This window comes from Pseudomonas neuropathica, assembly GCF_051174785.1.
In the GTDB taxonomy this organism is placed as follows: domain Bacteria; phylum Pseudomonadota; class Gammaproteobacteria; order Pseudomonadales; family Pseudomonadaceae; genus Aquipseudomonas; species Aquipseudomonas neuropathica_A.
In genome coordinates, this window is sequence record NZ_CP195111.1 from 1,950,971 (window position 1) to 1,975,639 (window position 24,669).

12 protein-coding genes and 1 pseudogene are annotated in these 24,669 nt (G+C 58.1%); 4 read left to right on the forward strand and 9 right to left on the reverse strand.

Features of this window, described 5'->3' with window-relative positions; translation table 11 throughout:
• The first annotated feature begins 27 nt into the window (after window positions 1-27).
• Window positions 28-1,359 (forward strand): DUF58 domain-containing protein, encoded by a 1,332-nt coding sequence (locus ACRRSD_RS08895; protein ID WP_435037835.1) that lies wholly within the window; start codon window positions 28-30, stop codon window positions 1,357-1,359.
• Here ACRRSD_RS08895 and ACRRSD_RS08900 read toward each other — a convergent pair whose 3' ends face one another.
• From ACRRSD_RS08900 to ACRRSD_RS08915, 4 genes are all read right to left on the reverse strand, one after another.
• The gene (locus tag ACRRSD_RS08900) at window positions 1,360-5,406 is read right to left on the reverse strand and encodes an Ig-like domain-containing protein (RefSeq protein WP_435037836.1); all 4,047 of its coding nucleotides are present in this window, start codon (window positions 5,404-5,406) and stop codon (window positions 1,360-1,362) included. It lies immediately after the preceding gene.
• Window positions 5,399-9,487 (reverse strand): neuraminidase-like domain-containing protein, encoded by a 4,089-nt coding sequence (locus ACRRSD_RS08905; RefSeq protein WP_435037837.1) that lies wholly within the window; start codon window positions 9,485-9,487, stop codon window positions 5,399-5,401. Before ACRRSD_RS08905 ends, ACRRSD_RS08900 begins: the two co-directional genes overlap by 8 nt.
• 41 nt (window positions 9,488-9,528) lie before the next feature.
• Window positions 9,529-13,134 (reverse strand): Tc toxin subunit A, encoded by a 3,606-nt coding sequence (locus tag ACRRSD_RS08910; RefSeq protein ID WP_435037838.1) that lies wholly within the window; start codon window positions 13,132-13,134, stop codon window positions 9,529-9,531.
• 141 nt (window positions 13,135-13,275) lie between these two features.
• On the reverse strand, window positions 13,276-16,380 hold the full coding sequence (locus tag ACRRSD_RS08915; RefSeq protein ID WP_435037839.1) for a hypothetical protein: 3,105 nt from the start codon (window positions 16,378-16,380) through the stop codon (window positions 13,276-13,278).
• A gap of 149 nt (window positions 16,381-16,529) precedes the next feature.
• Between ACRRSD_RS08915 and ACRRSD_RS08920 the strand changes: the two are divergent.
• A pseudogene (locus tag ACRRSD_RS08920) lies at window positions 16,530-16,681 on the forward strand (DUF6124 family protein); the annotation flags it as partial.
• Between the two features lie 90 nt (window positions 16,682-16,771).
• Here ACRRSD_RS08920 and ACRRSD_RS08925 read toward each other — a convergent pair.
• Complete coding sequence (locus tag ACRRSD_RS08925; RefSeq protein ID WP_435037840.1) at window positions 16,772-17,128, reverse strand: PilZ domain-containing protein; 357 nt, start codon at window positions 17,126-17,128, stop codon at window positions 16,772-16,774.
• Between the two features lie 231 nt (window positions 17,129-17,359).
• On the reverse strand, window positions 17,360-17,746 hold the full coding sequence (locus ACRRSD_RS08930) for a tetratricopeptide repeat protein (protein WP_007951249.1): 387 nt from the start codon (window positions 17,744-17,746) through the stop codon (window positions 17,360-17,362).
• A gap of 171 nt (window positions 17,747-17,917) precedes the next feature.
• Here ACRRSD_RS08930 and pyk point away from each other — a divergent pair, with 171 nt between their 5' ends.
• Complete coding sequence (gene pyk / locus ACRRSD_RS08935; protein ID WP_007916243.1) at window positions 17,918-19,369, forward strand: pyruvate kinase; 1,452 nt, start codon at window positions 17,918-17,920, stop codon at window positions 19,367-19,369.
• Window positions 19,370-19,632: 263 nt separating this feature from the next.
• Here the strand turns inward: pyk and ACRRSD_RS08940 are convergent, their stop codons facing one another.
• Genes ACRRSD_RS08940 through ACRRSD_RS08950 form a run of 3 tightly spaced genes read right to left on the reverse strand, consistent with a single transcriptional unit; the run spans window position 19,633 to window position 22,445 of the window.
• Window positions 19,633-20,382, reverse strand: a complete 750-nt coding sequence (locus ACRRSD_RS08940) for an enoyl-CoA hydratase-related protein (RefSeq protein WP_435037841.1) — start codon at window positions 20,380-20,382, stop codon at window positions 19,633-19,635.
• Window positions 20,383-20,410: 28 nt separating this feature from the next.
• Complete coding sequence (locus ACRRSD_RS08945; RefSeq protein WP_435037842.1) at window positions 20,411-21,346, reverse strand: iron-sulfur-binding ferredoxin reductase; 936 nt, start codon at window positions 21,344-21,346, stop codon at window positions 20,411-20,413.
• Window positions 21,339-22,445, reverse strand: a complete 1,107-nt coding sequence (locus ACRRSD_RS08950; protein WP_435037843.1) for a diguanylate cyclase domain-containing protein — start codon at window positions 22,443-22,445, stop codon at window positions 21,339-21,341. The genes ACRRSD_RS08945 and ACRRSD_RS08950 overlap by 8 nt, the downstream gene beginning before the upstream one ends.
• A gap of 670 nt (window positions 22,446-23,115) precedes the next feature.
• Here ACRRSD_RS08950 and ACRRSD_RS08955 point away from each other — a divergent pair.
• Complete coding sequence (locus tag ACRRSD_RS08955; protein WP_122589657.1) at window positions 23,116-24,639, forward strand: fumarate hydratase; 1,524 nt, start codon at window positions 23,116-23,118, stop codon at window positions 24,637-24,639.
• The last annotated feature ends 30 nt before the right edge of the window (window positions 24,640-24,669 follow it).

Below are 24,669 nucleotides of genomic sequence, written 5' to 3' on the forward strand. Positions count from 1 at the left end.
TCGGCAGCTCCTAAAGGGAGTAAAGGCATGAAACCGTCGAAACTGCTGTTGGTCTGGCTGGCATTGCTGCTGGTCATCGGTGTTGCGCTGGGCACTTTGCGCGCACTGGAAATCGACATCCCGGCCAGCCTGATAGCGATCAACTGGGGATTGCTGCTGGCCCTGTTGGCCCTGGCGATGCTCGATGCGCTGCGCCTGCGACGCCTGCCAACACCGCGCATCACCCGGCAGATGCCCGGCAGTCTGGCGCTTGGCCGTTGGGGTGAGGTGCGTCTGGAAGTCGAACATGCCTTCAACGAGCCGATGCACATTGAACTGTTCGACCACCCGCCAGAAGGCTTGAGCTTCGAAAACCTGCCGCTGGCGATTGAATTGCAACCCGGCCAGCGCAGCCTGCTCGGCTATCGCCTGCGCCCGCTCAAACGCGGTCATTTCAGCTTTGCCCACTGCGAAGTCAACCTGCCCAGCCCCTTGGGATTATGGTCAGGCAAACGCCTGCTCAACGTCAGCGATCAGACCCGCGTCTACCCCGACTTCGCCCGACTCTACGGCGGCGAGCTGTTGGCGGTGGACAACTGGCTCAGCCAGCTCGGCGTACGTCAGCGGCAACGTCGCGGTCAGGGCCTGGAATTTCACCAACTGCGCGAATTCCGTGAAGGCGACAGCCTGCGCCAGATCGACTGGAAAGCCACCGCGCGCCAACGCACACCGATTGCCCGTGAATATCAGGACGAGCGCGACCAGCAAATCATTTTCCTGCTCGATTGCGGCCGACGCATGCGCAGCCAGGACGATGAACTGTCGCACTTCGACCACGCGCTCAATGCCTGTCTGCTACTCAGTTATGTCGCGCTGCGTCAGGGCGATGCGGTAGGCCTGAGTACCTTCGCCTGCGAGCAGCCACGCCATCTCGCGCCGGTCAAAGGCAGCAGCCAACTGAACGTGCTGCTCAACACGGTTTATGACCTCGACAGCACGCAACGCCCCGCCGATTTTCAGGCCGCCGCCAATCAGTTGCTGAGCCGCCAGAAACGCCGGGCACTGGTGGTGCTGGTGACCAACCTGCGCGATGAGGACGATGAGGAACTGCTGAGCGCGGTCAAACGCTTGAGCGCACAACATCGGGTGCTGGTCGCCAGTCTGCGCGAAGAGACGCTGGATACGTTACGCCAGACCACGGTGCAAACACTGCCCGAAGCGTTGGCTTACTGCGGCACAGTGAACTACCTGAATGAACGGGCAGAACTCCATGAGCGGTTGAGTGCTCATGGCGTTCCGGTGGTGGATGTCCGGCCCGCGGAGTTGGGGGCCGAACTGGTGACGCTCTATCTCAGCTGGAAACGCAGTGCCGCGCTTTGATCAATTCACCACCTCGACCTGTACGCTGCCAGTGTCCGAAGAGCCGTCAGGATTTTCCACCTTGACCGTCATAGACATGACTTGGGGTACCTGCACAGGCCGGCCCATGCTGGTGTATTTCCCCTCACTGTCGGTAAGCCCCTCAATAAGGGGGGCATTGTTGCGTGACACCAGAATTTTTCTGAAAGGCATGGGTTTTCGGGATTGCTTGTCGACGATCTGCGCTGTCATCTCCACCAACTGATTGACCGGAACCGGATTGGGTATAGCGACAACCGACTCGACGGCCGCATAACGTGACTCGACGATATTCACGATTAACGTCCTGACGTCCCATCCCGCTAACCCGCCCTTCACCGATGCACACAAGGCAGCCACACCGGGTGCCCCCAAGGTAAAGCGCACCGTAGCCTCCCCCTCAGCGTTGGTGAGCGTCGAGGGTAGAAATTTATCTGCGTAATTCCACATGACTTCAACATCACCGAGCGGCTGATCGTCGAGTGCAGATACGACGCGGGCTTGAAACTCCACTTGAGCCCCTGTATCGCTTCCGGGCTGGAGAGGGGTCAGCTCACTGACTTTACGCGGTTCATTGAGCCTGAACTGATAGTGGATGGAGCGCGCGCTTTCCCCTGCTCCCACAGTCGCAGTCCAATCGTTCAATCCTGGCCTGGTCGGGATAGAGCGTACTTTCGCCCTACCATAAAAATCAGAGACGCAAGTCAAACCGTCAACCCCGTCCCCATGCCACGCCACCGTCATCCCCGGAATCGCTTTTGCGCTGATTGAAGACTTCAGCTCAACTTGCCATTCAAGCGCCTCTCCCCAGTCAAGCACTCTGCCTGCACCAACGCTCTCACCAAACTCGACAACCTGCAGGCTGGAACCCTGCGACATCGCATTGGCCGGCGACAGCCGTGCCAGCCGTTCGGCGGAGAGTCGCAGAGCAAAGCTGCCGTCCTTCAAGTCGCCCGCACGCAACGCAAACCTCGCCAGCCCACCTGTGACAACCTGCGCCACGCCCAGCTCCGGCTCATAGCGATTGCCCAGTACCGATGGCGCAGTACCGGTTTGCCCCAGGCGGACGACTTGCCCCTCCAATTCCTGCGGGAAGAACGTCACCATACTGTGCACGCCATTGCGACGGGGAAACCCCGTGATGCTACCCAGGACCTGACCGGGCTGGCCGTCGATGCTCATCGTGACCTGCGACCACGGATCCTCTGGCAACGGCCGAATGGTCACGTTTTTTTCTTCTGTGAAATTGTCGTAGGGGCTCCACAACCACGATTGCACCACATGAGTATCAGCGCTCGTGGGCAACAGACCGAAACCGGAGTTTCCTTCGATATCCGTATTGACCTCAACAGGATCCCCCCCTGCGGACCACGTCACGGGCACATCGGCAACAGGCTTATGGGTAAAGCGCGAAACCACATTCACCCACGTCCAGGCTTTATCAATGCCCACCACAGGATCCACGGGGGATTCAAGCAGGTAGTTAAACCTTAAAGCGTTATCACCCAAGACCATCGGTGTGGCGGTGACCGTGGCGTCAAAATCCAGTAGCGGCAGGTTCAATGCAAGGGCAAAGTGGCCTGCTATTGGACTGCCTGTGAAGTCGAGTTCCCAGGACGCGCCATCTGCGCCTAACGTTTGAGACTCCCGCCAGGGAGGACGCACGGTTGCACCCAAATCGTCGGCAGACGTCCCTGACCACTGCAGCTCTATCGACAGGCCCACCAGTGGACTCAGCGCATTAGGCCAGACAGTAAAGGTATGATCCGCCCCCAGGCAGGGAAATAGCTGATGCCCATCGAGTACTGCCGATACCCGATCCAGCCTGAGGCTCATTTCCTGCTTCAGGTCCGGATTGATGAATCGCCCGGACAGCTCCCGATCATCTGAAACGCCGTCAGCCTTCAACCGCAACTCAAACAGCCCGCTGATATTGTCAGTTGCACTGGAAGAGAGGCTCCAAGTCAATCCTTCAGCCGGCAGAAGGAGATCTTTTCCAAGGTTGGCCGGTTTCAGGCCGATCTGCGGATCCTTCTCTCGCCAGTCCAGGGTGATGCTTTTGGTGTCGATCCATGGGCTTCCGGAAACAGGCTCGATCCTCAGTGTGTGTGTCTGGCCGTGGTAGCAGATCAATCCAAGGGTCTGAAGGTCGACTGGTGTCTCATCCAGAAAGATCTGCACATGTTGTTTCCAGAGGCTGGTTTCAATCGCCTTCACGACGAAGTTTTTTTCGCTGGGCTGCGCCTCTTCGTGAGCCTTGATCGTGGCCTTGACGGGGTGGTCACCGGCAGAGAGCGGTTGATAACTGAAACTGGACCAACCGTCAGCACCGGTAAACGTCCTCGTAATATTTACATCAGGGGCCTGCCAGAAAACCAGCGCGCCCTCGACCGGATCACCGTTGCCGAAGGTCGTGTCATGCAGCACCTGCACCCACATCCGCGCGCTTTCGTTTTCATCGACCACACAAGTTCTGTCAGGCTCACGCACATCCCCCGGTTTGACAACATTGCGCGCCAGCGACATAGGCTTGGCAAGCGAACGTTTGGACAACCGCGAAGAAGACAACGTCAGAGAAAAATCGCCATCACGTTGGTCCTTATTATCGAACTGAAACTCGACCATGCCTTCCGGGCCTACTGGAACGGCCGTTTCCAGCAGCGGGGTGACGGTAACGCCCAACTGCTCGGGAGCGTCGCCAGCCCAGTGCAACGTCACTTCGGTGTTGTGCAGCACCTCCGGGAACTCGATCAGCAACCCATAGATCGTCCCTCTGTTGGGGTAACCCTGCTGCTCCCACGGCTGCTTCTGTTCTTCTGCGACGATCGTGCGGACATCCTTCAACGGGTCGGTTTCCAGCACCGTGACCTCAAAGGTTTCAGCCACGACGCCGCTGGCGTAATAGAGACTTTCGATCGAGGCCTCAATGCGCAAGTCGCCTGCCGCAAGCGGTTTGTACTCAAACCAGCTCCAGCCCTCATGGTCGGTCGGTGTCAAACTTTTTACGGTTGTGCCTTCGACCTTCCAGGTGACCGTCCGCCCCGACAGTGCCTTATCGGTGTAATGCGAACCGATGCGCACGCCAACCCTTGTCGATTGGCCATACTCCAGCACCACGTAATACGCCGCCTCTCTGGATTCGAGAATCTTCACACGGTGGTGATCCAGTGAGACCGGAATCTCAAGCACAGGGGCGTTGAACTCGTTCAATACCCGCAGGTTGAAAAGATGGGGGAGTTCGCCGTCGATGTCCGGGCAAGAGAGACTCCAAGTGTCATTCAGCGGCTTGTCCTTGCCCCAATCCGGATCGACTTCGATCGCACCCTGCGGATTATCCTCGCTGTTCAAGGACACCCGCGTGTTCTGCCAGGCGTCATCCTGCGCATGCACACATTTGAAGAGATGCTCAGACTCACCGAATGCGCCCAAACACAGGGGCAAGGCACGATTGAGCGGCAATACTTGCTTATCCAGTTGCAGTGCCTGCAACTGCGCCGCCGGCAAGTGCAATTGAATGTCGATATCGGTCATGCGTAACGCCGAGAAGTAGTCACCCGCGGCGTTGGGCGGACTGGTCACAGTGACCCTCAGGACGTGTGTATCCAGAAGCGGCAACGTCACTGGCACTGAGTAACTGCGCGGTTTGAACTCTAGAGGCTGGCCGTTCTCCTCGCGCAGCCGATCGGCATTTCGATCGCGTCGCCCCCCCACTTCCAAGCGGATTTTCTGCGTTTCAGTGCCCCCCACGATACTGAGTTCCAGCAGACCTTCCTTATCGTGATCCATTTCGCAAAGGAAGGTGATGTCATACCTGACCTCTGCACTGGCACGCTTGGGTACTGCGATGTCTTGAAAAACGGATGAACCGTCGAGGGCAGACAGAATATTGATGGGGAGACCATTGTAGATCTCACCCTTGGTTACAACATAAGACGGATTGACCGGTCCCTTATTCCAGTCTGTGAGCCACTTCGTAAATTTGCCATTGATGACCAGATTGCGCTCTGCCTGAATGCCAGGATTAAACATGATTACGACTCCTTCCGGCACGGTGCTTCAAAGCAATCGCTTCGGCTTCTGTGACCAGGTTTTCCACGGCCAGTCTGAATGTCGGCTCACCGACCTTGGTCGTGTAACGGATCGTCACAATCAAGTCTGTCATCGATGCGATCACATCAGCCTGCGCCTCTTCGCCCCACCGCGCGCAATAGATCTCCCATGAGGAAACAGCGCCGGTGCACTCAAAGGCGCGAAGCAGGCCAGAATCCTGGTCTTCCATCACGCGCCCATCATCCGCAACGCCTTGGGAAATGCCGATCTGTTGTCCCGAGCGCGTATTGAACAGCACGCCGGCAGGTGCAGTCGTGCCTTCGGGATTGTGCAGAAACTCCACCGCCCGCGGCGCTGGCTGGATAACGGTTCGACTGCCGGTCTGGGTCAAAGTGAACCCGAGACTCTGGTAGGGCCCGACCAATGCCGGGCAGTCGACTTCGACCGATCGGATCAGACGGCAGTACTCACCGGGATGCTCGCGATTGAAGTTCAACTCGCTCACATTGAATGCCAGCCTGCCATTAGTCTGCAGTTTTTGATGTGCCTCGACCCAGCTGCGAGCATCAGGTTGAGACTCGTTGGGATTATCGAATAGCTGGCGTAATGAAACGATCTTGACCCGTTCCAGACGCCGTTCGAAGCTTTGCAAATGGTCGCGTTCAATGCGCATCAGGTAGCCGCGCAGCTGCTCGGCAGCCAATAAACCATGATTTTTCTCGGACCATGCCTGAGGCAAAACTGTCTGTGAGTCGTAATTACCGGTTTGCGCACTGAGTGACGACTGAGCGTTGATACACAGACTGCTGGTTGCATCGTAAGCCTGGTAGTAGAGAGCCTTGAGCTGTGCCAGCAGCCAGTCATACAGTTGACTGTGGGTGTTGCGTCTCTGAAGGAAGTCGTACAACGCCAAGGACTGGCGATTGGTCAGCAAGACCAATTGCAGACTTGCCTGCGCAGCCTCCACCGCAATCACCTGCGCATTGATCTGCTCGTCCAGAGCCGACAGTTCAGCGAGTGCCAGGTTGCGTTGCAACCCCCATTCGCGGCGACGCAGGCGATACCCTTCGGTCACCGCCCTTTTTTCCGCGTCCGCCTGCTTGCCCATAGAGGCAATCTGCAAGCCATGGGCGATGGCATGAGCCACACCTTCGGGAAAGGCATTGCCATTGGCCATACCAAAGACTTTGGGTATGGCCGAAATTGCCCCCGCTGCGGCCTGCACGGCCACCGACGCCTGATTGAGCTGTTTGGCGCCATGAAGGTCATCCATGACCTTGTATTCCTCGGCACTGATGTTTTCCTCATACCACGCGGCGTAACCATCGGCGCGCTGCTGTACGGCTTCGCGGCTTTGGCGCAATGCCGTCAGCGTCGCATTCATCTGCGCGATGGCTTTGTCCTGAATGGCTTTCGTCGATTCGCCTTGCTCCAGCAGATGCCTTTGCTGCATTTCTGTCTGTTGCGCAGTATCGCGCTGCTCCATGAATCGAAGCACTTGACTGCCATAATCCTGCAGCGCTTGCACAGAGCGCATTGCCAAGTCGAATGTCATTCGCCAGTTATAGGCGTTGACGTGAGCCCGCCCGCCCATAGGCCTTGGTCCGGCGTTGCCGCCTGCAGCCAGATCGCGCAAAAGTTGCGCAGGATCACCCGGCGCGTCATACAGTTCCAGTACCAGCGGCTTGCCATCGATGCTCAGCCAATTACGCAAGTTATGCAGACGCTGTCGTGGCAGTTGGAATCGAGCCAGCAAGCGCTCATTGGTTGGCAGCTTGAATGGCTCCGTCGCGAACAGGCCCATCGCCGGTGCCGCAGAGGCTGAGGGCGGGACGTTTGCCAGCGAGTACACATGGGTTTTCTCAAACGCCTCCAGTTCCGGGCGAGTACCGCTTTGCGCAATCAGCGCCCCGAGCGTTTGTGTCTTCCAGTCAGTTACCGAACGCGCCGAAGGCGGATCGCCCATCAAGCCTTGGGCCTGTTGATAACACCCCTTGGCCATCACCAGACTGTCCCGCGTCTGCTGACGGTAATACCAGTCGCCTTCCTCGATCAGGTTATTGACGAACTCCATGAATGTCAGGATCCGAAAATGCCGTGGCGCCGCGTAGCTGATGGCATACGGATCATCCGCGGCCAGGCACTCAGGCCCGAGATTGCCTTGACTATTCAACGGCCGGCATCGCCAATAGTCCGGTTTGTCGGAGGGTTGCGACGGCGTTGATGGCTGCGCGATGGCTTGCGGATCGAACACCCTGCGCCACCAGGTTTCTGCCTCGCGATAACGGTTCTCTTCACGAAGTCGGATAGCCACCAGGTGGATCAGATGAAAAAACAGCTCCCAGAAATACAAACCGTTGGCACCATTGAATGCACCGTTGGGTTCATTGACCGGTCCGGCCTCCGAAGCCGGCTCAGGCAGGAACTGGGTTTCCCAGGCGAGTACGGCGTCCAGAGACCCGTTGGCGAGGGTCACCAGTTGCGGGCCGAACAGCGAGTTAAGGCGCACCCGCGGCAATGTTCCCGGCTTGTTGAAAGCCAGAAACTGCGCCGCGTCACCCCGGTTCTTTTCCAGCTCGGCGGGATCGAAACCGACGATTTGCGTCATTGTCAGCGCGAATTGTTTTCGACCATAGCCTGTAGATGCAGTGGTGGCGCCAAAGGTGAAGGTGAAAGTGCTGGTGAATCCACCGAAAGCACGCTTATAGATCAACCATTCGGTCGCCCAGTCGCCGCGCCCCGAGAATTCGCCCTCGGTTTTTGGTGGATCTTCCCCTGAGGGATTGCCGGTCAAGGTCAAATCGAAACCGACCTTTTCCTCGGCCCCTGTGTTATTCGCTTTGCAAACACCCCTGACGGCCAGGATATCGCCCGTGGAGTGAGTCAGGAGGAAGGCTTCCAGTTCGTAGAAGCCCGTCAGCGTCCCGGCCGCCGGGACCGTAACGACCCTCTTCGGCCAGGCATGCTCACTCATCGAGTGCTGGACGGTCAGAGCAGTGGTAAAGCGTTCTGCCAGAATATCCAGCCAGCTGCCATCATCCGTGGGGACAGGCCGAAACAGCGCATCGAGCACCACCCTATGCGTTTCTTCGTTAGCAGGGTTGTCGAACAAAACACCCAGACAGCCATTGGGATGACTTTCGGAAACACGAACCGTGGCAATCAAGTGATTGCCAGCTACCGGCGGATTGTCAATCGAATGACTTTGCAGGTTTATTGCGGGCGACCAGTCGCCGTTCTGCGATCTGAAAGCGAGGTTGATACTCAACTTGTAGGGGACGTAACCCTCCTTACCTTTTTCCCCGAGTATGTCCGAGAGCTCAGCCCAGACCAGACAAGGTCGCCCGCCCCAGAATATCGGACGCATATCCAGTACGCGGTTGGTAACCCCCACATCGATGCCTTCCCACTCCCCCCAGGCCGCTGGATTGACATCGGTACAGGTCGACGTCAGCTCGATCTGCGCTTCGCGCCAGAAATATCGGTAAGGCGCCACTCGCTCACGGCCGACAAAGAAATAGCGCCCATCCACCGCTGCGCTGCCATGCAAAAAGGCACTGATGACTTCCAGATTGCAGGTTTCCTCAAAGGACTTCAGATAGTTGCGCAAGGCAACCAGCACCGAATCGCTGCTCAGCCGTGTCTGGTTCAGGTCGGTCATCAGCGTCTGGAACAAACGAGTCGTGCGTGGCCGCACGAAAGGTGTCATGTAGTTTTCCGGATAGATGAGCAGTTGCATCAGTGCCGACCAGTCCGAATAACTTCTGTACAGTTCCCAGCGTTTCAGATCGTCTTCGGGGAACTCTGTTCTCAAATACCCCGGTTCAAGCTTGCGGTAGGCGGCATTGATGAATTTCTGCGCACAACTGATTGCCTCGGCGCCAAACGCGCCGGGCACCTTGTGGCTGTCGAGCGAATCCAGACGCAGCAAGTCATTCAGGTGGTCAGCATTTTTGATGATATTGAACCTGCCAGGGCGTTCGCCGAAGTAACCGAGACAAAACTCTGTCAGTGCAGTGCGACGCTGCTCCAGCAAATTGTTGATGATGCTTTGGCTCATGATCCTTTCTCCTGTCACACGGGCTGTGCGAACGTCGGACGTCACTCAGAAACAACGTCAGCGGCAAATTCGATCGGTTCGAAATCCACACTCACGCCGCTGGAGTCCGAGGTCACAGTGCACTTGAATGTTCCCCCCGTAGTGCTGGAGACAACTGCCCGTGCGATACCTTCCTGAGTGGTGAGGCCCGAGTCAGGCGAGATCTGCGCCTCGACGTGCAGCGAGGGGCCATCGCCAATGGGCAGCGCAGTCCAGCGCACCCGCCTGCTCTTGCCCAGATTGCCGTGGCGGTCCATGAGCACGGCGGACAATTCCACCGCTTGTCCCGCCAGTACGGGCTTCACCGGCACTCTGGACATGAAATGCGGCGGGAAATCCAGTTTCAGGACGTCTTCGGTCAACTGGATCAGAGGCCCTTCCTGCCACGGAGTCAGAGAAACCCGGAACAGCGGACGTTCGCTACCCATGACTTTCCCGGGCGTGTACGTTGCCGTGGCGACACCGATGGGACTGGTTTTCCCGATAACGAGCGTGCCGAGGCTGGCCTGCCCCTGAATGACCACTCCGCTGAGAGCCTTGCCGTCCTGGTCTGTCAACGTGATAGTGAAAACGATCGTGCCAGTACTGCCGGCGATCACATCGGTGTTATTCGGCAGGATCCGCATGTCGACCAGCGACGCACGAAGCTCGTCGGATGGACGAGCCGGCGCCGCCGTTTCAGACAGACTCGACAAGGCGTGTTCGGCGGCATTTTTGTAAGCTGGCTTCTCGACGGTTTCCGGCAACATCCCCAACTGGAAGATCGTCGACGCATCCATTTTGGTATGACTGGCCAGCTCCCGCATCCGGATCAGCAAATCCAGTTGCTTAAGGTCTTTCAAGAGCCGGTGCTCCGGGTCGATTCGCCCGAGACACTCGCGCACCTCCTGCTCGCTCCAATCGAAAAACCGTGCCAGCCATGCTTCGGATGCCTCTTGTACCAGGCGCAGGGCATCCTTAGACAAATCAGCGGGATCACCCAGCTCATTGATCTGCCGCAGATACTCCAGCAACTCGGTATGCGGCTGTTTGCTGATCTCGAAGGCGTGCGTCAGAACCGTCAGGTAATACAGCGTCGCCAGAGTGAAGGCATGGAGATCGTCTTGCTGCCACCAGTGGGTGATTCCGTAATCGAGCAGATCGTTGAGTGTTTCGAGGGTCAGATCCAGTTCTGCCACGACAGCACTGCGCCGACGCACGTCAGCCAGCAACGTGAACAGAGGATCAAGACGCTCGTTGCGTGAAGTGGGTGACAGCAGCATGTCCTCGGCCAGGCGTTCGACAATCCTCGTCAGCAACTCATAAACGGTCGATTTCGCCCAGCTCAATACCCGCAGTGCCCCCTCGGCGTCCAGCCCGGTAAACACCGCCATACTTTCGCTGACGACCGAGATCTGCGCATCACGCGCCTGCAGCAAAACCGTGAGCATGACCTCGACGATCGGGGCACGCACGGAGACATCATTTTCTCTCAACCCTTCCCTGACTGCCTTGTCGAGTTCCTCCCGGGCAAATGCCCGATACTCGGCCTCCGAGCCATCGTGGGACTTCACCAGACCCAAGGGGTCTGTCAACGAAGACATCAAGTCTCTCCAGTCCCTGCCAATCAGCGCTGGCACACCGGCTGACAAGAACGCGGTATGGGTCAACAGTGCCTCGTTCAGCAAGCTGCGGATTTGCTCGAAAAGCCGCAGCTCAGGCTCGGACACTGCGTTGCTTACCTGTGGAACCGCCACGTGTTGCAGCATCCACAACACCGGCAAATCGCGGGTCTGGCACCAGTAGCGACAGGCCACCAGTGCCGAAACAAGGTTCAACACGTCAGGGACGGTATCGCGAACTTCCTTGATCACCGGAATGCCCGCCAGACCGTCAGCCCATGCCTCCCCTCCCAGCACCATGAGCATCAACAAACCTTCAACGGGCGTCATGTTCAACAGACGTGGCAATTTCACCAGTCGATAAAACGCCGACAGAATGTCGTGGCTGCGCAGCAGCGTGTCGGTTCGGTTATGGGCGCGGGCAATCGCCAGCGCCAGATACTGGTAAGTTTGCAGGTCGATTTCCAGCGCACTGCAGATGCGAGTGACCGTGAGATTCGGCACATCCTGCTCCGGTCGTACTGGAAACGTGCCGTTATCCAGGAGAAACGGCTCGCGGTAGTTCCCCAAGCCATTGTTGAACACCTGATCAAACTGTGACGGCGCCTGACCGCGTCCATAGATCGAAAGCTTGCCGATAAACACCGCGAAATCCGCAGCCTTGCATCCGAATCCTTCACGCAAGGTCTGGAACAGCCCCAGCGCATGCACCCCATTAACAGTAATCCAGTTATCCTCCCGACCTTCGGCAGTCGAAGCGGCCACCAGCAGTGCATCTACCTCCTCGGGAGGCAGCCGCAGCCATAGATCCAGACGCCGCTTGCGATTCATCCGGTCGTAGCGCCCAGGGTTTTCGGGGGCTTCGCTCAATCGATGCAGAATCGAGGCACTGTCGTAATTGACATTGATGGCCGGTGCTGTGCCTCCGTTGATGAAGACAGAACCGGAACGCTCGCTTTCCTGCGTAGCGACAGGCGCGTAGATTTTCACGTTATCTGATCGTGTCGGCGCGTAACGACGGATCGACAGGAAGGCCTCGACTTCTTCGGCATTCATTTTGGTTTTCTGACCGAAAAACTCCACTTGGTTGAGGTTCTGCCAAGTCACCTCATCGGTACCGTAGTTCTTTGAATAAAAGTCTTTTTGGTCGGCATCCTCCACGGGAGCCTGGATCAGCAATGCTCGCTGAAACGGCCCCAACCGCGAAGCGTGTGCCAATGCCCGACCGGCATCGGCATCCCAGGCGTCCGGCTGAAGAAAGTTGGGGTAAGCCGGATCTACCCAGCGTGCAAAATGTCCTACCGACAGACCGTGATGACCGACGACCGCATTGATGGTTGCCCAATGCTTGTAATACGGCAAACCATTCGGATAACGCCGCTGGATCATTGCGTCTTCCAGATCCAGCGTTCCAATGTTCTTGGCGATGAACGCTTCCAGTACCTTGACGATGATGTCGACGGCAGAAATCGTTTGGTGCATCGCATTGTCATCAATGGATAATTCTTTGATGTCGGTCCGACGCGTATGAATTGGAAACTTGCCGTTTAATGGATCATTATCGCCATATTCCTCTATGTTGTTCCCGATCCATTTCCAGAGCTGGACCATATAGGCCGTCACTCCCGTGGCATCTTCCAGAGCACCGACCGGTGCGAATTTCTCAAAATCTGTGGGAAATAACCGCTCGTAGCTGGGCCCCGTTGCAAAACCAACCGGATCGCGCGGTAGAGGCTTCAGCTGGCCAGTCAACGATTGCTCGAGAAACTGACGGCGCAAGTACGACGCCAGGGCGTTGGCCCGACGCAGAAACTTGCGTGCGTCCTCAATATCGATCGTGAAGTCACGGGCCAAACGCTCGGGCCCCTTTTCCACCAATGGAAAAATGGAATCACCACGTTCCAGATACGATCTCAGCTCGGAAAGATTCTCGAGATTCTGTTGCTTGCCAAATACCTGCTCGAACAGATCCAGGCTGGGGCGTTTCACGATGGGTTTCTTGGCCATACAGGCAGTCCTCGAACAATCAATGCACGGTGGTGCAAAGCCTTGACGACAGGGGTTGATACACGCTATTCAGCGCCCCGGAACAGCCCCCGTCTACTGTCATAAATGACAGGTTTTATGGCCGTTCGTCGGATATACCCATCAGGAATCACCTGACGTCTCGCCCCCCACATCGAAACGTCCGCTTTCGGAGCAGTCCGATATCGGCGTACCGGTGCTGAACGTTTGCTCGAACCGACACCATTGAGCCCCTCCTGCGAGCGGCTCCGGCGGCCGGGCCATCCAGCCAGCCGCAGTGACCGTAACGGAGGCAGCAAGCACCACATCGGGGTTGTACCAAGCCATCAGTTTTCCCACTCCCGGATTACCCAATCCTGTGAACGTGACCATGGGTGAAACCCAATGGCCGGCCTCAGGCTTCGTGAACGCGGGTAGATAAAGACCGACCTGACTCACCCATTCGCTCGGAGCTGAAGGAAATTCACCGCACGAGGCCACTGTGCTCAACGTGACAGCCCCGTCAGGTGGCTCCAGCGTTGCGGTGATTGACCAGCTCCCGTCGGCAAGTACCGGCGTTTGCCCCAATTCTGTCGCCCCCCGCATCAGCGTGATCTGGTCGCCAGGAACAGCGAACCCGGACACTGTCACTGCATTGCCAAGGTGTTCTTGCGGAGTGGGTGATTCAGGCAGTACCGCATGGGGCACGAACCTGCACGACACCTCAGGGCTCGGTTTTGACGTTTTGCCCTCGAAGGTCTGGTTAGCCCAGATGACCTTATCGCCCACTGCCAACGTAACGCTGCCGTCCCAGAAACCGTTCGGACCGATCAGGACATCACGCAACAATGGCTCAGCGAGCCCCTCGCTCCAAACGGTGACCAGTGCCCCCGGCCGGCCCTTGCCCGAAAGCGTAGAAGTACGCGGCAGATCGCTGTCCGGTAGCGGATTGCAGAATTCGGGAGGCATGACCACAACGTTGAATTCGCGGACATCACTGTGTTCTGACGGCCGATTGTTGAGCGTCTGCTGAGCGCTGATGTACCACCTGTCAACTGCCAGTCCGGAGAGAGCGATGGACCAAAGACCGTCCTCAACCAAAATGACGGGGCTGCCCAAGGACTTATTGTCCCGGGCATCCCACAACTGCATCGACGCGCCAGACAAACCGTTGTCACCGGTAACCGTCAGGTCGCTATCGGTTTCCTCATCTGGCAGGGGGGTTTTAATGACAGGTTGAAGTAGCTCCCGGTACACCGAAAAGGTTCTGCATGCAGGTTCCGATGGCTGTCCGGCGACAGCCTGGATTGCTTCGATGGTGTAAGTCACACCTCCAGTGAACGGATCGGGGCGTTTAAAGCTCCAGATATCTCCGCTAACCGTCGCGTCAAAAATGGCCTCACTATCACTGAACTTGATTTTCACCACCGCGTCAGGCCAGCAACTACCGCTGAAAGTCGGCGTGAGTCCCTCTTCGGGTGGGGCATCCACACCGGGAGCTAACGGGGGAATGATGACTTTGAGAACGAACCAAGTGGGTGACGACTGATCCCCCAGATATTGTTTGATGTGGACTTGACGCTCGAATGAGGGTCCCCAAACTGTAGACGCCGTGCTTGACCATTGGCCGCCCGCAACATCTGCGGGGGGCGCCTCAAAATCGCCGCTATTGGGTTTGCGCAACTGCACCGTGGCCCCATTGAAGCCTTGCCCAGTGAACGTCGGCTGGTAGTCCTGGGTGTATTGCACGTCGGTGATATCGGGCAACACCTTGTTGACCGTGAATTTGCAGGGCAGCGAGTCGATCCAGCCACTGGGGCTATCGGCAATCTGTTGAGTGATCACGAGCGTGCGAATGCCCAGCTCCCAGCCCGTCGCGGTGGTTTCCCAAGTGCAATCCGCTTTTACGATGGCAACAGGGGGAGCAGTACCCTGGCCGCTCTCGACGATGAATTGAATCCGCGTCGGGCGGGCCGGGTCGTAGTGGCCTTTGCCAGAGAACTTCACTGAGGTGTCGTTTGGAAAGACAATCGTGGGTTGTTCCAGTTTTGGAGGGCGAATTTTAAAGAGGCGGGCCTCACTGCGGACTGTATAGGCTGGGACGTATTGTTCGACAACCAGGCTGATCGGCCCGGGCGGGATCTTGCTGACCTGTACTGTCCAGCTACCGCTAATTTCCGTCACCATCCCCGTGCCATAAACCGGACTGTTCTCCTGATCCCGGTATACCTTCAATTGAGCCTGCTCCAGACCGCGATTTCCTTCCAGAATGAAGGACTGCCCTTGCAACGGCGCTGGACCGAGGATGATGGGTGGGAGACGATAAGAATAAATCAAAACGGGGCCCGCATCGGTGACGGTACCGCGTAAACGCTGACAAGCGACAAGGGGATAACTGCCTATCGCTTGAAAAGTGTAAGTGCTGGTCGCGCGCCAGTTGCCGCTGTTGTCGACCAATGCATCTTTAAACAGATAGATATCGGTATCCCTTATTCGCACGTCGATAGTAGCGCCTGGCAAACCAGTACTACCGAAAATAACTGGATGGCTACTGTTAGGGGGAGTGATTCCCGAAATAACGGGAGGTAAAATTACCGAAAAATCATAAATATCCGAATACACACCAAACCGATAACCTGGCACATAGCAAACTGCAGACATGCTGTAATTTGATTGATCCAGTTTTTTAGAACCAATCGAAAACCCCCCAGAAGCGGGAATGCTGACGTCACCCCATACTACGCCATTCTGCGTAGACAAGAGTACGTTCGAGTACGGTTCAGCGCCTCCCCTGATTGTCACAAAGCTTGATGTATATACAGTAGTCGGACGATAGATAACGGGGCGATCCGTAAGATAGAACCAGCCAGTATCGTACCATTCACTCCACCCGAAGAGCTGTCTATACCGATAATGAAGTGCGTTAGGCCCTTTTCTTCGCCAACTGCCAGATTCGAATGTTACTGGATCGGTAATAAAATGCCCATCGTGCGCTCTTCGAGTGATAGCGTAATAATGATTACTAAATTGATCATAAGCATGCACTTCTATTTCTTTTATGGGACCGAGCACCGGTGCGACATAGTCGGCACCGATATCAAATACTGCTTTTAATTGTGGCTCGCGAAATGCTCTTATTACTAAAAGAGCACCCGAAACTTCAACTTCCGAATACCCCGAAACTTCTGTCGTTTCTATATTAGGCTGACCGCCTGTGGCTTTATTGTCGTCGTTCGATTCACTGTCCATGATGGAGCCCTAATGAGTACCAGAACTTTCCGATACCAGTTAATCGACGATTGCAAGAGGGCGCACCTGTCAACTCTGACAGTCCCGACCAGCGGTACGAGCGTCATCCAGTCGGGTATTCCCATACCCGCTCAGCGATGGGCACTTAAACCTACGAAACCTTTCTTCGGTCAGCATCCTGCTGCTCGACTTGGCCGATTGCCTGGACGATAAGCCGCGGCATCTGGTGCTGGCGATCTGTCAATTGAGTGAGATGGGTTTGTTGCTGGTGGAGAAGGTGCTGGATAACGAGCGGGTGATTGAAGGCTCGCTCCCACGTGGCCGCACTGCATCAGTTGAAATGCAATCGCTGTGGGAACGAGCTTGCTCGCGAAGCTTTAGCGGGTTTGAATCAGGCAGAGGCCGGCAACGGCTGAAAACTGAAATAACGCTGCAATGCCTGCACCAGCTCACCAAATTCCGGCGGGGCGCGTTGCAGAACGAAGCCGGCGTCATAATGCAGCGGCGTGGCGTCTTCATGGCACCACACGCAGCACGCGGTGAAGTCGATCACCTGTTGGCAGCCATCGGTGGCGGGGATTTTCAGACGTAATTGAAAATCCACCCCGACCATCATCGGCAACTGGCTGATCAGCATCAGCCCGTCTGCGGACACGTTACCGAGAAAACCGATGGGTTTATCGGTAACGCTGTTGAACACTCTGAGGAAATACGGCAACTGATGCCGTTCGATCCGTTCGGTAAACATGCGCAGTTCGCCATGCAAGGCTCCGTCACAGAGCCGCACCTTTGCTTCGGAACGTGCCTGTGTCGCAGGCCCGCTCTCCCCGCTTCCGGTGTGACGGTCGCTACGTCGCCGTCACCTGACCACTTGCCAGTCGCAGGTGTTGCTCCGGGTTTACAGATTCGGCTCTAAACCCAGGTTATTCGACTATAGCTCAGCTTGTACACACGGCCAGATTTTGTATGACAACTGTCATCAGAAACGGGTCGGGCGCACCACCGCAGCGGCACTGCGTGTCGGGTAATGACCCAGGCTCTGCAAGGTTTCCAGACGCGCGCGGGCGCGGTAGGCGTATTCGCTGTTCGGGTACGAGGCGATGATGAACTGATAGGTCTGCGCCGCGTCGACAAACATTTTCTGCCGTTCCAGGCACTGGCCGCGCATCATCGACACTTCCGGCCATACGTACGGGCGGGCGCGGCTGGCGCGTTCGACCTTGGACAGTTCGAGCATGACCTGCTCGCAGTTGCCGCGGTCATAGGCGCTGTAGGCGTTGTTCAAATGATGGTTCATCGACCAACGGGTGCAGCCCGTGACGGCGAGGACGCTGAGGGCAAGGGCGGCAATGGGTACGAATCGCATGAGGGTTCTCCTGTCTTGTGCTCTTTATCGACCCTTGCCGAGAAATCTTCAGGCGCGTTTGTCCCAAAGTTGCCGGTTCAATAAAGAAACCATTAAGTAGTGCAAACGAACAATGACTACACCCTTCGAGCATAGTAGCCTTCGCTAGCGCTTGAACTCAGGAGTCTTTGCATGTCCGTCCGTCGTACCAAAATCGTCGCTACCCTTGGCCCGGCCAGTAACTCGCCGGAAGTTCTCGAACAGCTGATTCTGGCTGGTCTGGACGTTGCCCGTCTGAACTTCTCCCACGGCACCCCCGACGAGCACAAGGCTCGCGCGAAGCTGGTGCGTGACCTCGCTGCCAAGCACGGTCGCTTCGTCGCCCTGCTCGGTGACCTGCAAGGCCCGAAAATCCGTATCGCCAAATTCGCCAACAAGAAGATCGAGCTGAAGATCGGTGACCAGTTCACCTTCTCCACCAGCCATCCTCTGACCGAAGGTAACCAGCAAGTGGTCGGCATCGACTACCCGGACCTGGTCAAGGACTGCGGCGTGGGCGACGAGCTGCTGCTCGACGACGGCCGTGTGGTGATGCGCGTTGATACCGCCACCGCAACAGAATTGCATTGCACCGTGACCATCGGCGGCCCGCTGTCCGACCACAAAGGCATCAACCGTCGCGGTGGCGGCCTGACCGCACCAGCCCTGACTGAAAAAGACAAGGCCGACATCAAGCTCGCCGCCGAAATGGAAGTCGACTACCTCGCGGTGTCCTTCCCACGTGACGCTGCCGACATGGAATACGCCCGTCAACTGCGCGACGAAGCCGGCGGCACCGCCTGGCTGGTGGCGAAGATCGAACGTGCCGAAGCCGTGGCCGACGACGAAACCCTCGACGGCCTGATCAAGGCGTCCGACGCGGTGATGGTTGCCCGTGGTGACCTCGGTGTGGAAATCGGCGACGCCGAGTTGGTGGGTATTCAGAAGAAAATCATTCTGCACGCACGCCGCCACAACAAGGCTGTAATCGTGGCGACCCAGATGATGGAGTCAATGATCCAGAACCCGATGCCGACCCGCGCCGAAGTGTCCGACGTGGCCAACGCCGTGCTCGACTACACCGACGCCGTGATGCTCTCGGCCGAATCCGCCGCTGGCCAGTACCCGCTGGAAGCCGTGCAGGCGATGGCGCGCATCTGCGTCGGCGCTGAAAAGCACCCGACCGGCAAAACCTCCAGCCACCGTATCGGCAAGGAATTCACCCGCTGCGACGAAAGCATCGCGCTGGCGACCATGTACACCGCCAACCACTTCCCGGGCGTCAAAGCGATCATCGCCCTGACCGAAAGTGGCTACACCCCGCTGATCATGTCGCGCATCCGTTCCTCGGTGCCGATCTATGCGTTCTCGCCGCACCGTGAAACTCAGGCGCGCGCAGCGATGTTCCGTGGCGTGTACACCGTACCGTTCGACCCGGCTTCGCTGGAACCGCACGAAGTCAGCCAAAAGGCGATCGACGAGCTGGTCAAGCGCGGCGTTGTGGAAAAAGGCGACTGGGTCATCCTGACCAAGGGCGACAGCTACCACACCACCGGCGGCACCAACGGCATGAAGATCCTGCACGTTGGCGACCCGCAGGTCTGAGTGACGCGCTGAAAAACAAGAGCCCCGGCATGTGAGTGCCGGGGCTTTTTGTTGTCTGCGTTGAATCGAAAGCCCCTCACCCTAGCCCTCTCCCAGAGGGAGAGGGAACCGATTGAGGGATATTGCAGAATTGCACCGACCTGATAGCTCAGCGCTGAATCCGACCGGTTCTTTCAAGTCGATGGATAACGCATTAACCTCACCCCAGCCCTCTCCCTCTGGGAGAGGGCTGGGCGGGCGGCGTTCCGATGAGGGTTGGCTTTTCAATGCCGTTTGATAAACCCGGTCAACGCCGCCAATGCTTCTGGCGAACGAAGGCGCTGGGTGAACAGGACGCCCTCCTCCTCGATCACCTCACGAATCAACTCGCGATCCGGCGCCTTCATCAATTGCTTGCTGATGCGCACCGCTTCGGCCGGTAACTCATCGAAACGCAGCGCCATTTCCCGCGCCTTGCTGAGCGCCGCAGCGCCGCTACCCAATGCTTCGGTGGCAATCCCCCACTGCGCAGCCTGTTCACCGGTAAAGCCTTCGCCCAGTAACAGAAGCTCCGCCGCTTTGGCCTGCCCGAGCAAACGCGGCAGGATCAGGCTGGAGCCAAACTCCGGGCATAAACCGAGATTAACGAACGGCATGCGCAAACGCGCATCGCGGGCCACGTAAACCAGATCACAGTGCAGTAACAACGTGGTGCCGATGCCCACCGCTGCGCCGGCCACAGCGGCAATCACTGGTTTGCGGCATTCAAGCAGATTGAGCATGAAGTGAAACACCGGGCTGTCGAGATCGCTCGGCGGTTGCTGGATAAAGTCGGCGATGTCGTTGCCGGCGGTGAAGCATTCGGCGCTGCCGGTGATCAGCACGGCGTTGATTTCAGAGTCGTTGTCAGCCTGTTTCAACGCCTCAGCGAGGCGGCTGTACATGGCCCGAGTCAGGGCGTTCTTCTTGTCCGGGCGGTTGAGGCGCAGGGTCAATAAACCGCGTTCGCGTTCCAGCAGGATGGCTTCGGTCATGGCGTGTCTCGCGTCTGAATTTCAGCGCTCAACCACGGCTCAAAAACACGTCGGCCAGCAGTTGATTGCGCGGCAATCCGGCCAGGTACAGACGCCTTGCGAAAGCGTCGACAGTGGCCGTCGAGCCGCAGACTAAGGCCAGGGTTTGCCGGGAAACAAGGCGCAGTTGCGCCAAAGCGGCGGCTGACTCGGCCGCTGTCCACAGCTCGACGCTGAGGTTTTCCCGCTGTGCGGCCAGCGCGGCCAGAGGTTTGGCCAGATAGTGCTGCTCGGCGTCATGGGCCACGTGAATGACACGAATGGCCCCTTGGTGATCCTGGCGCAAAGCTTCACGCAGTACGCCGAACAGCGGGCCCAGACCGGTGCCGGCGGCCAGCAGCCACAGCGGCCGGCTGTGCCAGTCGGGGTCGTAATGCAAGGCGCCGCCACGCAGTTCGCCGAGACGGATCGGATCGCCGATCTGCAATTTTCGCGCGGCATCACTGAATTCGCCGGGCTGGCGGCAATCGAGGTGGAATTCGAGAAAACGGTCTTCTTGCGGCAGGCTCGCCAGCGAGTACGGCCGCGCAATGTGCCCGATCCACAGCACCAGATGTTGCCCGGCGCTATAGCGCAACGGCCGCTGCGGGGTCAAACGCAAGCGCAGCACGCTGTCGCTGAGCCAGTCCAGCGCTTCGACCACCGCCGGGCTACCGTCGGTGACCGGATCGAACGTATGCACCTGCAAGTCTTCGACGACTTGACACTGACAGGCCAGGCGCCAGCCCTCCTGACGCTGCCCGACGCTCAAGGCGTCGGGGCGATTGTCAGCGGGCAGGCCTTGCACGCATTGCACCAGACACGCGTGGCAACTGCCGGCGCGGCAGCTGTAAGGCACGGCGACGCCATGCTGATTGAGGGCGTCGAGCAGATTGCTGCCCGGGGCCACCGACCATTGTCGTTCACCGACGCGTAGTTCAGGCATCAACGTTCTCCCACGCGGCCGCACAACGATTGCGCCCGTCACGCTTGGCTCGATACAAGGCCTGATCGGCGCGCTGCAAGGCGTCGTCCAGATCATCGCCCAACGCCAACAGCGTCATGCCGGCCGACAGGCTGAGGTTGCGCACATTCAGGCCCACCAGTTCGACGTCGGTGAAGGCAATACGCAGACGCTCGCAGCAGGCGGTCAGCCGTTCGGCGTCGCAATCGGGCAGCAACACGACGAATTCCTCACCACCATAACGCGCCAATACATCGCCGTCGCGCAGGCATGCTTGAGCAACGCCGGCAAACGCCTGCAACACCTGATCGCCCGCCGCGTGACCGTGCAGGTCGTTGATGCGTTTGAAGTGGTCGAGGTCGATCAGTGCCAGGCCGTGCACGACGTCGTCGTCCATTGCATTGAGCTCACGCGAGGCCAGACGCAGAAAATGCCGACGATTGAACAGCCCGGTCAGCTCATCGGTGGCGACCAGGTCTTCCAGCTGACGCATCATCCCGCGCAGGGTGTCCTGATGCGCCTGCAGGGCAAACCGTCTTTGCCGCTGGCGTTGTCGCGACACCTGGACGAAACGCGCATAGAGCACCAGCCACGCCAGCACCATCGCCAGAATGCACACCTGCAAAGCCGCGAGCGCAGGCTCGCGCAAGCGGAAGTGGTAACCGTCCCACAGCGTGATCGCGCAGAAACTGAAAAACACCAACAGTGCGCAACGGACAAACGCCCGCCGACTGAGATGGAACAGGCCGAAGAGCAGGATCAACACGTAGAACACCAAAAAGGCGCCGCGAGCTTCATCCAGATGGGCGATCAGCCAGGTCTGCCAGCCGAGACCGAGCAGCACTTGTGCTTCGGTCAGGCTGGGATCGGCAAAACGCAGATTGCGCCCGCTCCAGAACAGCGCGAACAGCACCGACTGACTGATCACCACCAGCGCACTGCCGATGGCCACGGAGCTCAGTGACTGGTCGTAATGACCGGTGAAAAACGCCAGCCACAGCAGCAGCAAAGCCAATCCATAGGTGGCCGCAGCAAGGGCAAAGCGTTTGAGCAAAAGACGTTGAATGGCGTTATGGGTCAATCGTTGACTCACCGTGCGATAGGAGGCTGACCGAGTGTCCTACTCTACAGACCGGCTGCCACTTTAGAGGCGTAGTCGATAAATGACCACCGATTTTCGGGCTCGAAATTTGACGTCAAAAGTGTGGCCTGCTTATACCGCCAAAAGCCCCTCACCCTAGCCCTCTCCCAGAGGGAGAGGGGACTGACCGAGTCGATTGTTGGCGATACGCCGACCTGAAATACCGAGCCGAACTCAGGTTTGAACAGCATCAACATCGCCCCCCCTTTCCGGAGTCGAGTTCAGGTTTGAACAGCATGAAGATCGGCTCCCTTCCTGAGCCGAACTCAGGTTTGAACAGCATGAACATCAGATCCCTTTCTGAGCCGGACTTAGTTTTTGAACAACATAAAGATCAGCTCCCTTTCCCCCTCGCCCCCTTTGGGGGAGAGGGCTGGGGTGAGGGGGTAGGTTTTGAAGTGCAAACCCGCTGTCCGATATTCGCCCACCCATGCGACCAACGAATGACTGCCGACGCGTGTATGCCCCACCGAGGCGCGGTATACTGCCGCGCCTTTTTAGCGTCGCGCCAGCAGCCCCGGCGTGCCTTGAAAGGTGCTTGCGACCGACCGATGCACCCAAGCCGCAGGCACCTTATTGAATGTTCCCGTCTTTTAGAGGAGCGCGACTCATGACCGTGATCAAGCAAGACGACCTGATTCAGAGCGTTGCCGACGCCCTGCAGTTCATTTCCTATTACCACCCCGTGGATTTCATCCAGGCGATGCACGAAGCCTACCTGCGCGAAGAATCGCCAGCGGCCCGTGACTCGATGGCACAGATCCTGATCAACTCGCGCATGTGCGCCACCGGCCACCGCCCGATCTGCCAGGACACCGGTATCGTTACCGTGTTCGTGCGCGTCGGCATGGACGTGCGTTGGGATGGCGCCACCATGGGCCTGGACGACATGATCAACGAAGGCGTGCGTCGCGCCTACAACCTGCCGGAAAACGTCCTGCGTGCCTCGATCCTCGCCGACCCGGCGGGCGCTCGGAAAAACACCAAGGACAACACCCCTGCCGTGATTCACTACTCCATCGTCCCGGGCAACACCGTGGAAGTGGACGTGGCGGCCAAGGGCGGCGGTTCCGAGAACAAGTCGAAAATGGCCATGCTCAACCCGTCCGACTCGATCGTTGACTGGGTACTCAAGACCGTTCCGACCATGGGCGCCGGCTGGTGCCCACCGGGCATGCTCGGCATCGGCATCGGCGGCACCGCCGAGAAAGCCGCGGTCATGGCCAAGGAAGTGTTGATGGAATCCATCGACATTCACGAACTGAAGGCCCGTGGCCCACAGAACCGCATCGAAGAAATGCGTCTGGAGCTGTTCGAGAAGGTCAACCAGTTGGGCATCGGCGCCCAGGGCCTCGGTGGTCTGACCACCGTGCTCGACGTGAAAATCATGGACTACCCGACCCACGCCGCTTCGCTGCCGGTGTGCATGATCCCGAACTGCGCCGCCACCCGTCACGCGCACTTCGTGCTCGACGGTACAGGCCCGGCCTCGCTGGAAGCACCACCGCTGGACGCCTACCCGGAAATCGTCTGGGAAGCCGGCCCGTCGGCTCGTCGCGTCAACCTCGACACCCTGACCCCGGAAGACGTACAGAGCTGGAAGCCGGGCGAAACCGTCCTGCTCAACGGCAAGATGCTCACCGGTCGCGACGCGGCGCACAAGCGCATGGTCGAGATGCTCAACAAGGGTGAAACCCTGCCGGTAGACCTGAAGGGTCGCTTCATCTACTACGTTGGCCCGGTTGATCCGGTCGGTGACGAAGTGGTTGGCCCGGCTGGCCCGACCACCGCAACGCGGATGGACAAGTTCACCCGGCAGATCCTCGAGCAAACCGGCCTGTTGGGCATGATCGGCAAATCCGAGCGCGGCCCGACTGCGATCGAAGCGATCAAGGACAACAAAGCCGTGTACCTGATGGCCGTCGGCGGCGCTGCTTACCTGGTCGCTCAGGCGATCAAGAAGTCCAAGGTGCTGGCGTTTGCCGAACTGGGCATGGAAGCGATCTACGAGTTCGAGGTCAAGGACATGCCGGTCACCGTTGCGGTGGACAGCAAAGGTGAGTCGGTACACATCACCGGTCCTGCGATCTGGCAACAGAAGATCAGCGAAAGCCTGGCGGTAGAAGTGCAGTAAGCCCTTCACCTCCATGAAAACGGCCGGTTC

Excerpts from the sequence above, each read along its gene's own strand:
- ACRRSD_RS08895 (WP_435037835.1), top strand. The coding sequence starts at position 28 with ATGAAACCGTCGAAACTGCTGTTGGTCTGGCTGGCATTGCTGCTGGTC.
- ACRRSD_RS08900 (WP_435037836.1), bottom strand. The coding sequence starts at position 5,406 with ATGTTTAATCCTGGCATTCAGGCAGAGCGCAATCTGGTCATCAATGGC.
- ACRRSD_RS08905 (WP_435037837.1), bottom strand. The coding sequence starts at position 9,487 with ATGAGCCAAAGCATCATCAACAATTTGCTGGAGCAGCGTCGCACTGCA.
- ACRRSD_RS08910 (WP_435037838.1), bottom strand. The coding sequence starts at position 13,134 with ATGGCCAAGAAACCCATCGTGAAACGCCCCAGCCTGGATCTGTTCGAG.
- ACRRSD_RS08915 (WP_435037839.1), bottom strand. The coding sequence starts at position 16,380 with ATGGACAGTGAATCGAACGACGACAATAAAGCCACAGGCGGTCAGCCT.
- ACRRSD_RS08925 (WP_435037840.1), bottom strand. The coding sequence starts at position 17,128 with ATGTTTACCGAACGGATCGAACGGCATCAGTTGCCGTATTTCCTCAGA.
- ACRRSD_RS08930 (WP_007951249.1), bottom strand. The coding sequence starts at position 17,746 with ATGCGATTCGTACCCATTGCCGCCCTTGCCCTCAGCGTCCTCGCCGTC.
- pyk (WP_007916243.1), top strand. The coding sequence starts at position 17,918 with ATGTCCGTCCGTCGTACCAAAATCGTCGCTACCCTTGGCCCGGCCAGT.
- ACRRSD_RS08940 (WP_435037841.1), bottom strand. The coding sequence starts at position 20,382 with ATGACCGAAGCCATCCTGCTGGAACGCGAACGCGGTTTATTGACCCTG.
- ACRRSD_RS08945 (WP_435037842.1), bottom strand. The coding sequence starts at position 21,346 with ATGCCTGAACTACGCGTCGGTGAACGACAATGGTCGGTGGCCCCGGGC.
- ACRRSD_RS08955 (WP_122589657.1), top strand. The coding sequence starts at position 23,116 with ATGACCGTGATCAAGCAAGACGACCTGATTCAGAGCGTTGCCGACGCC.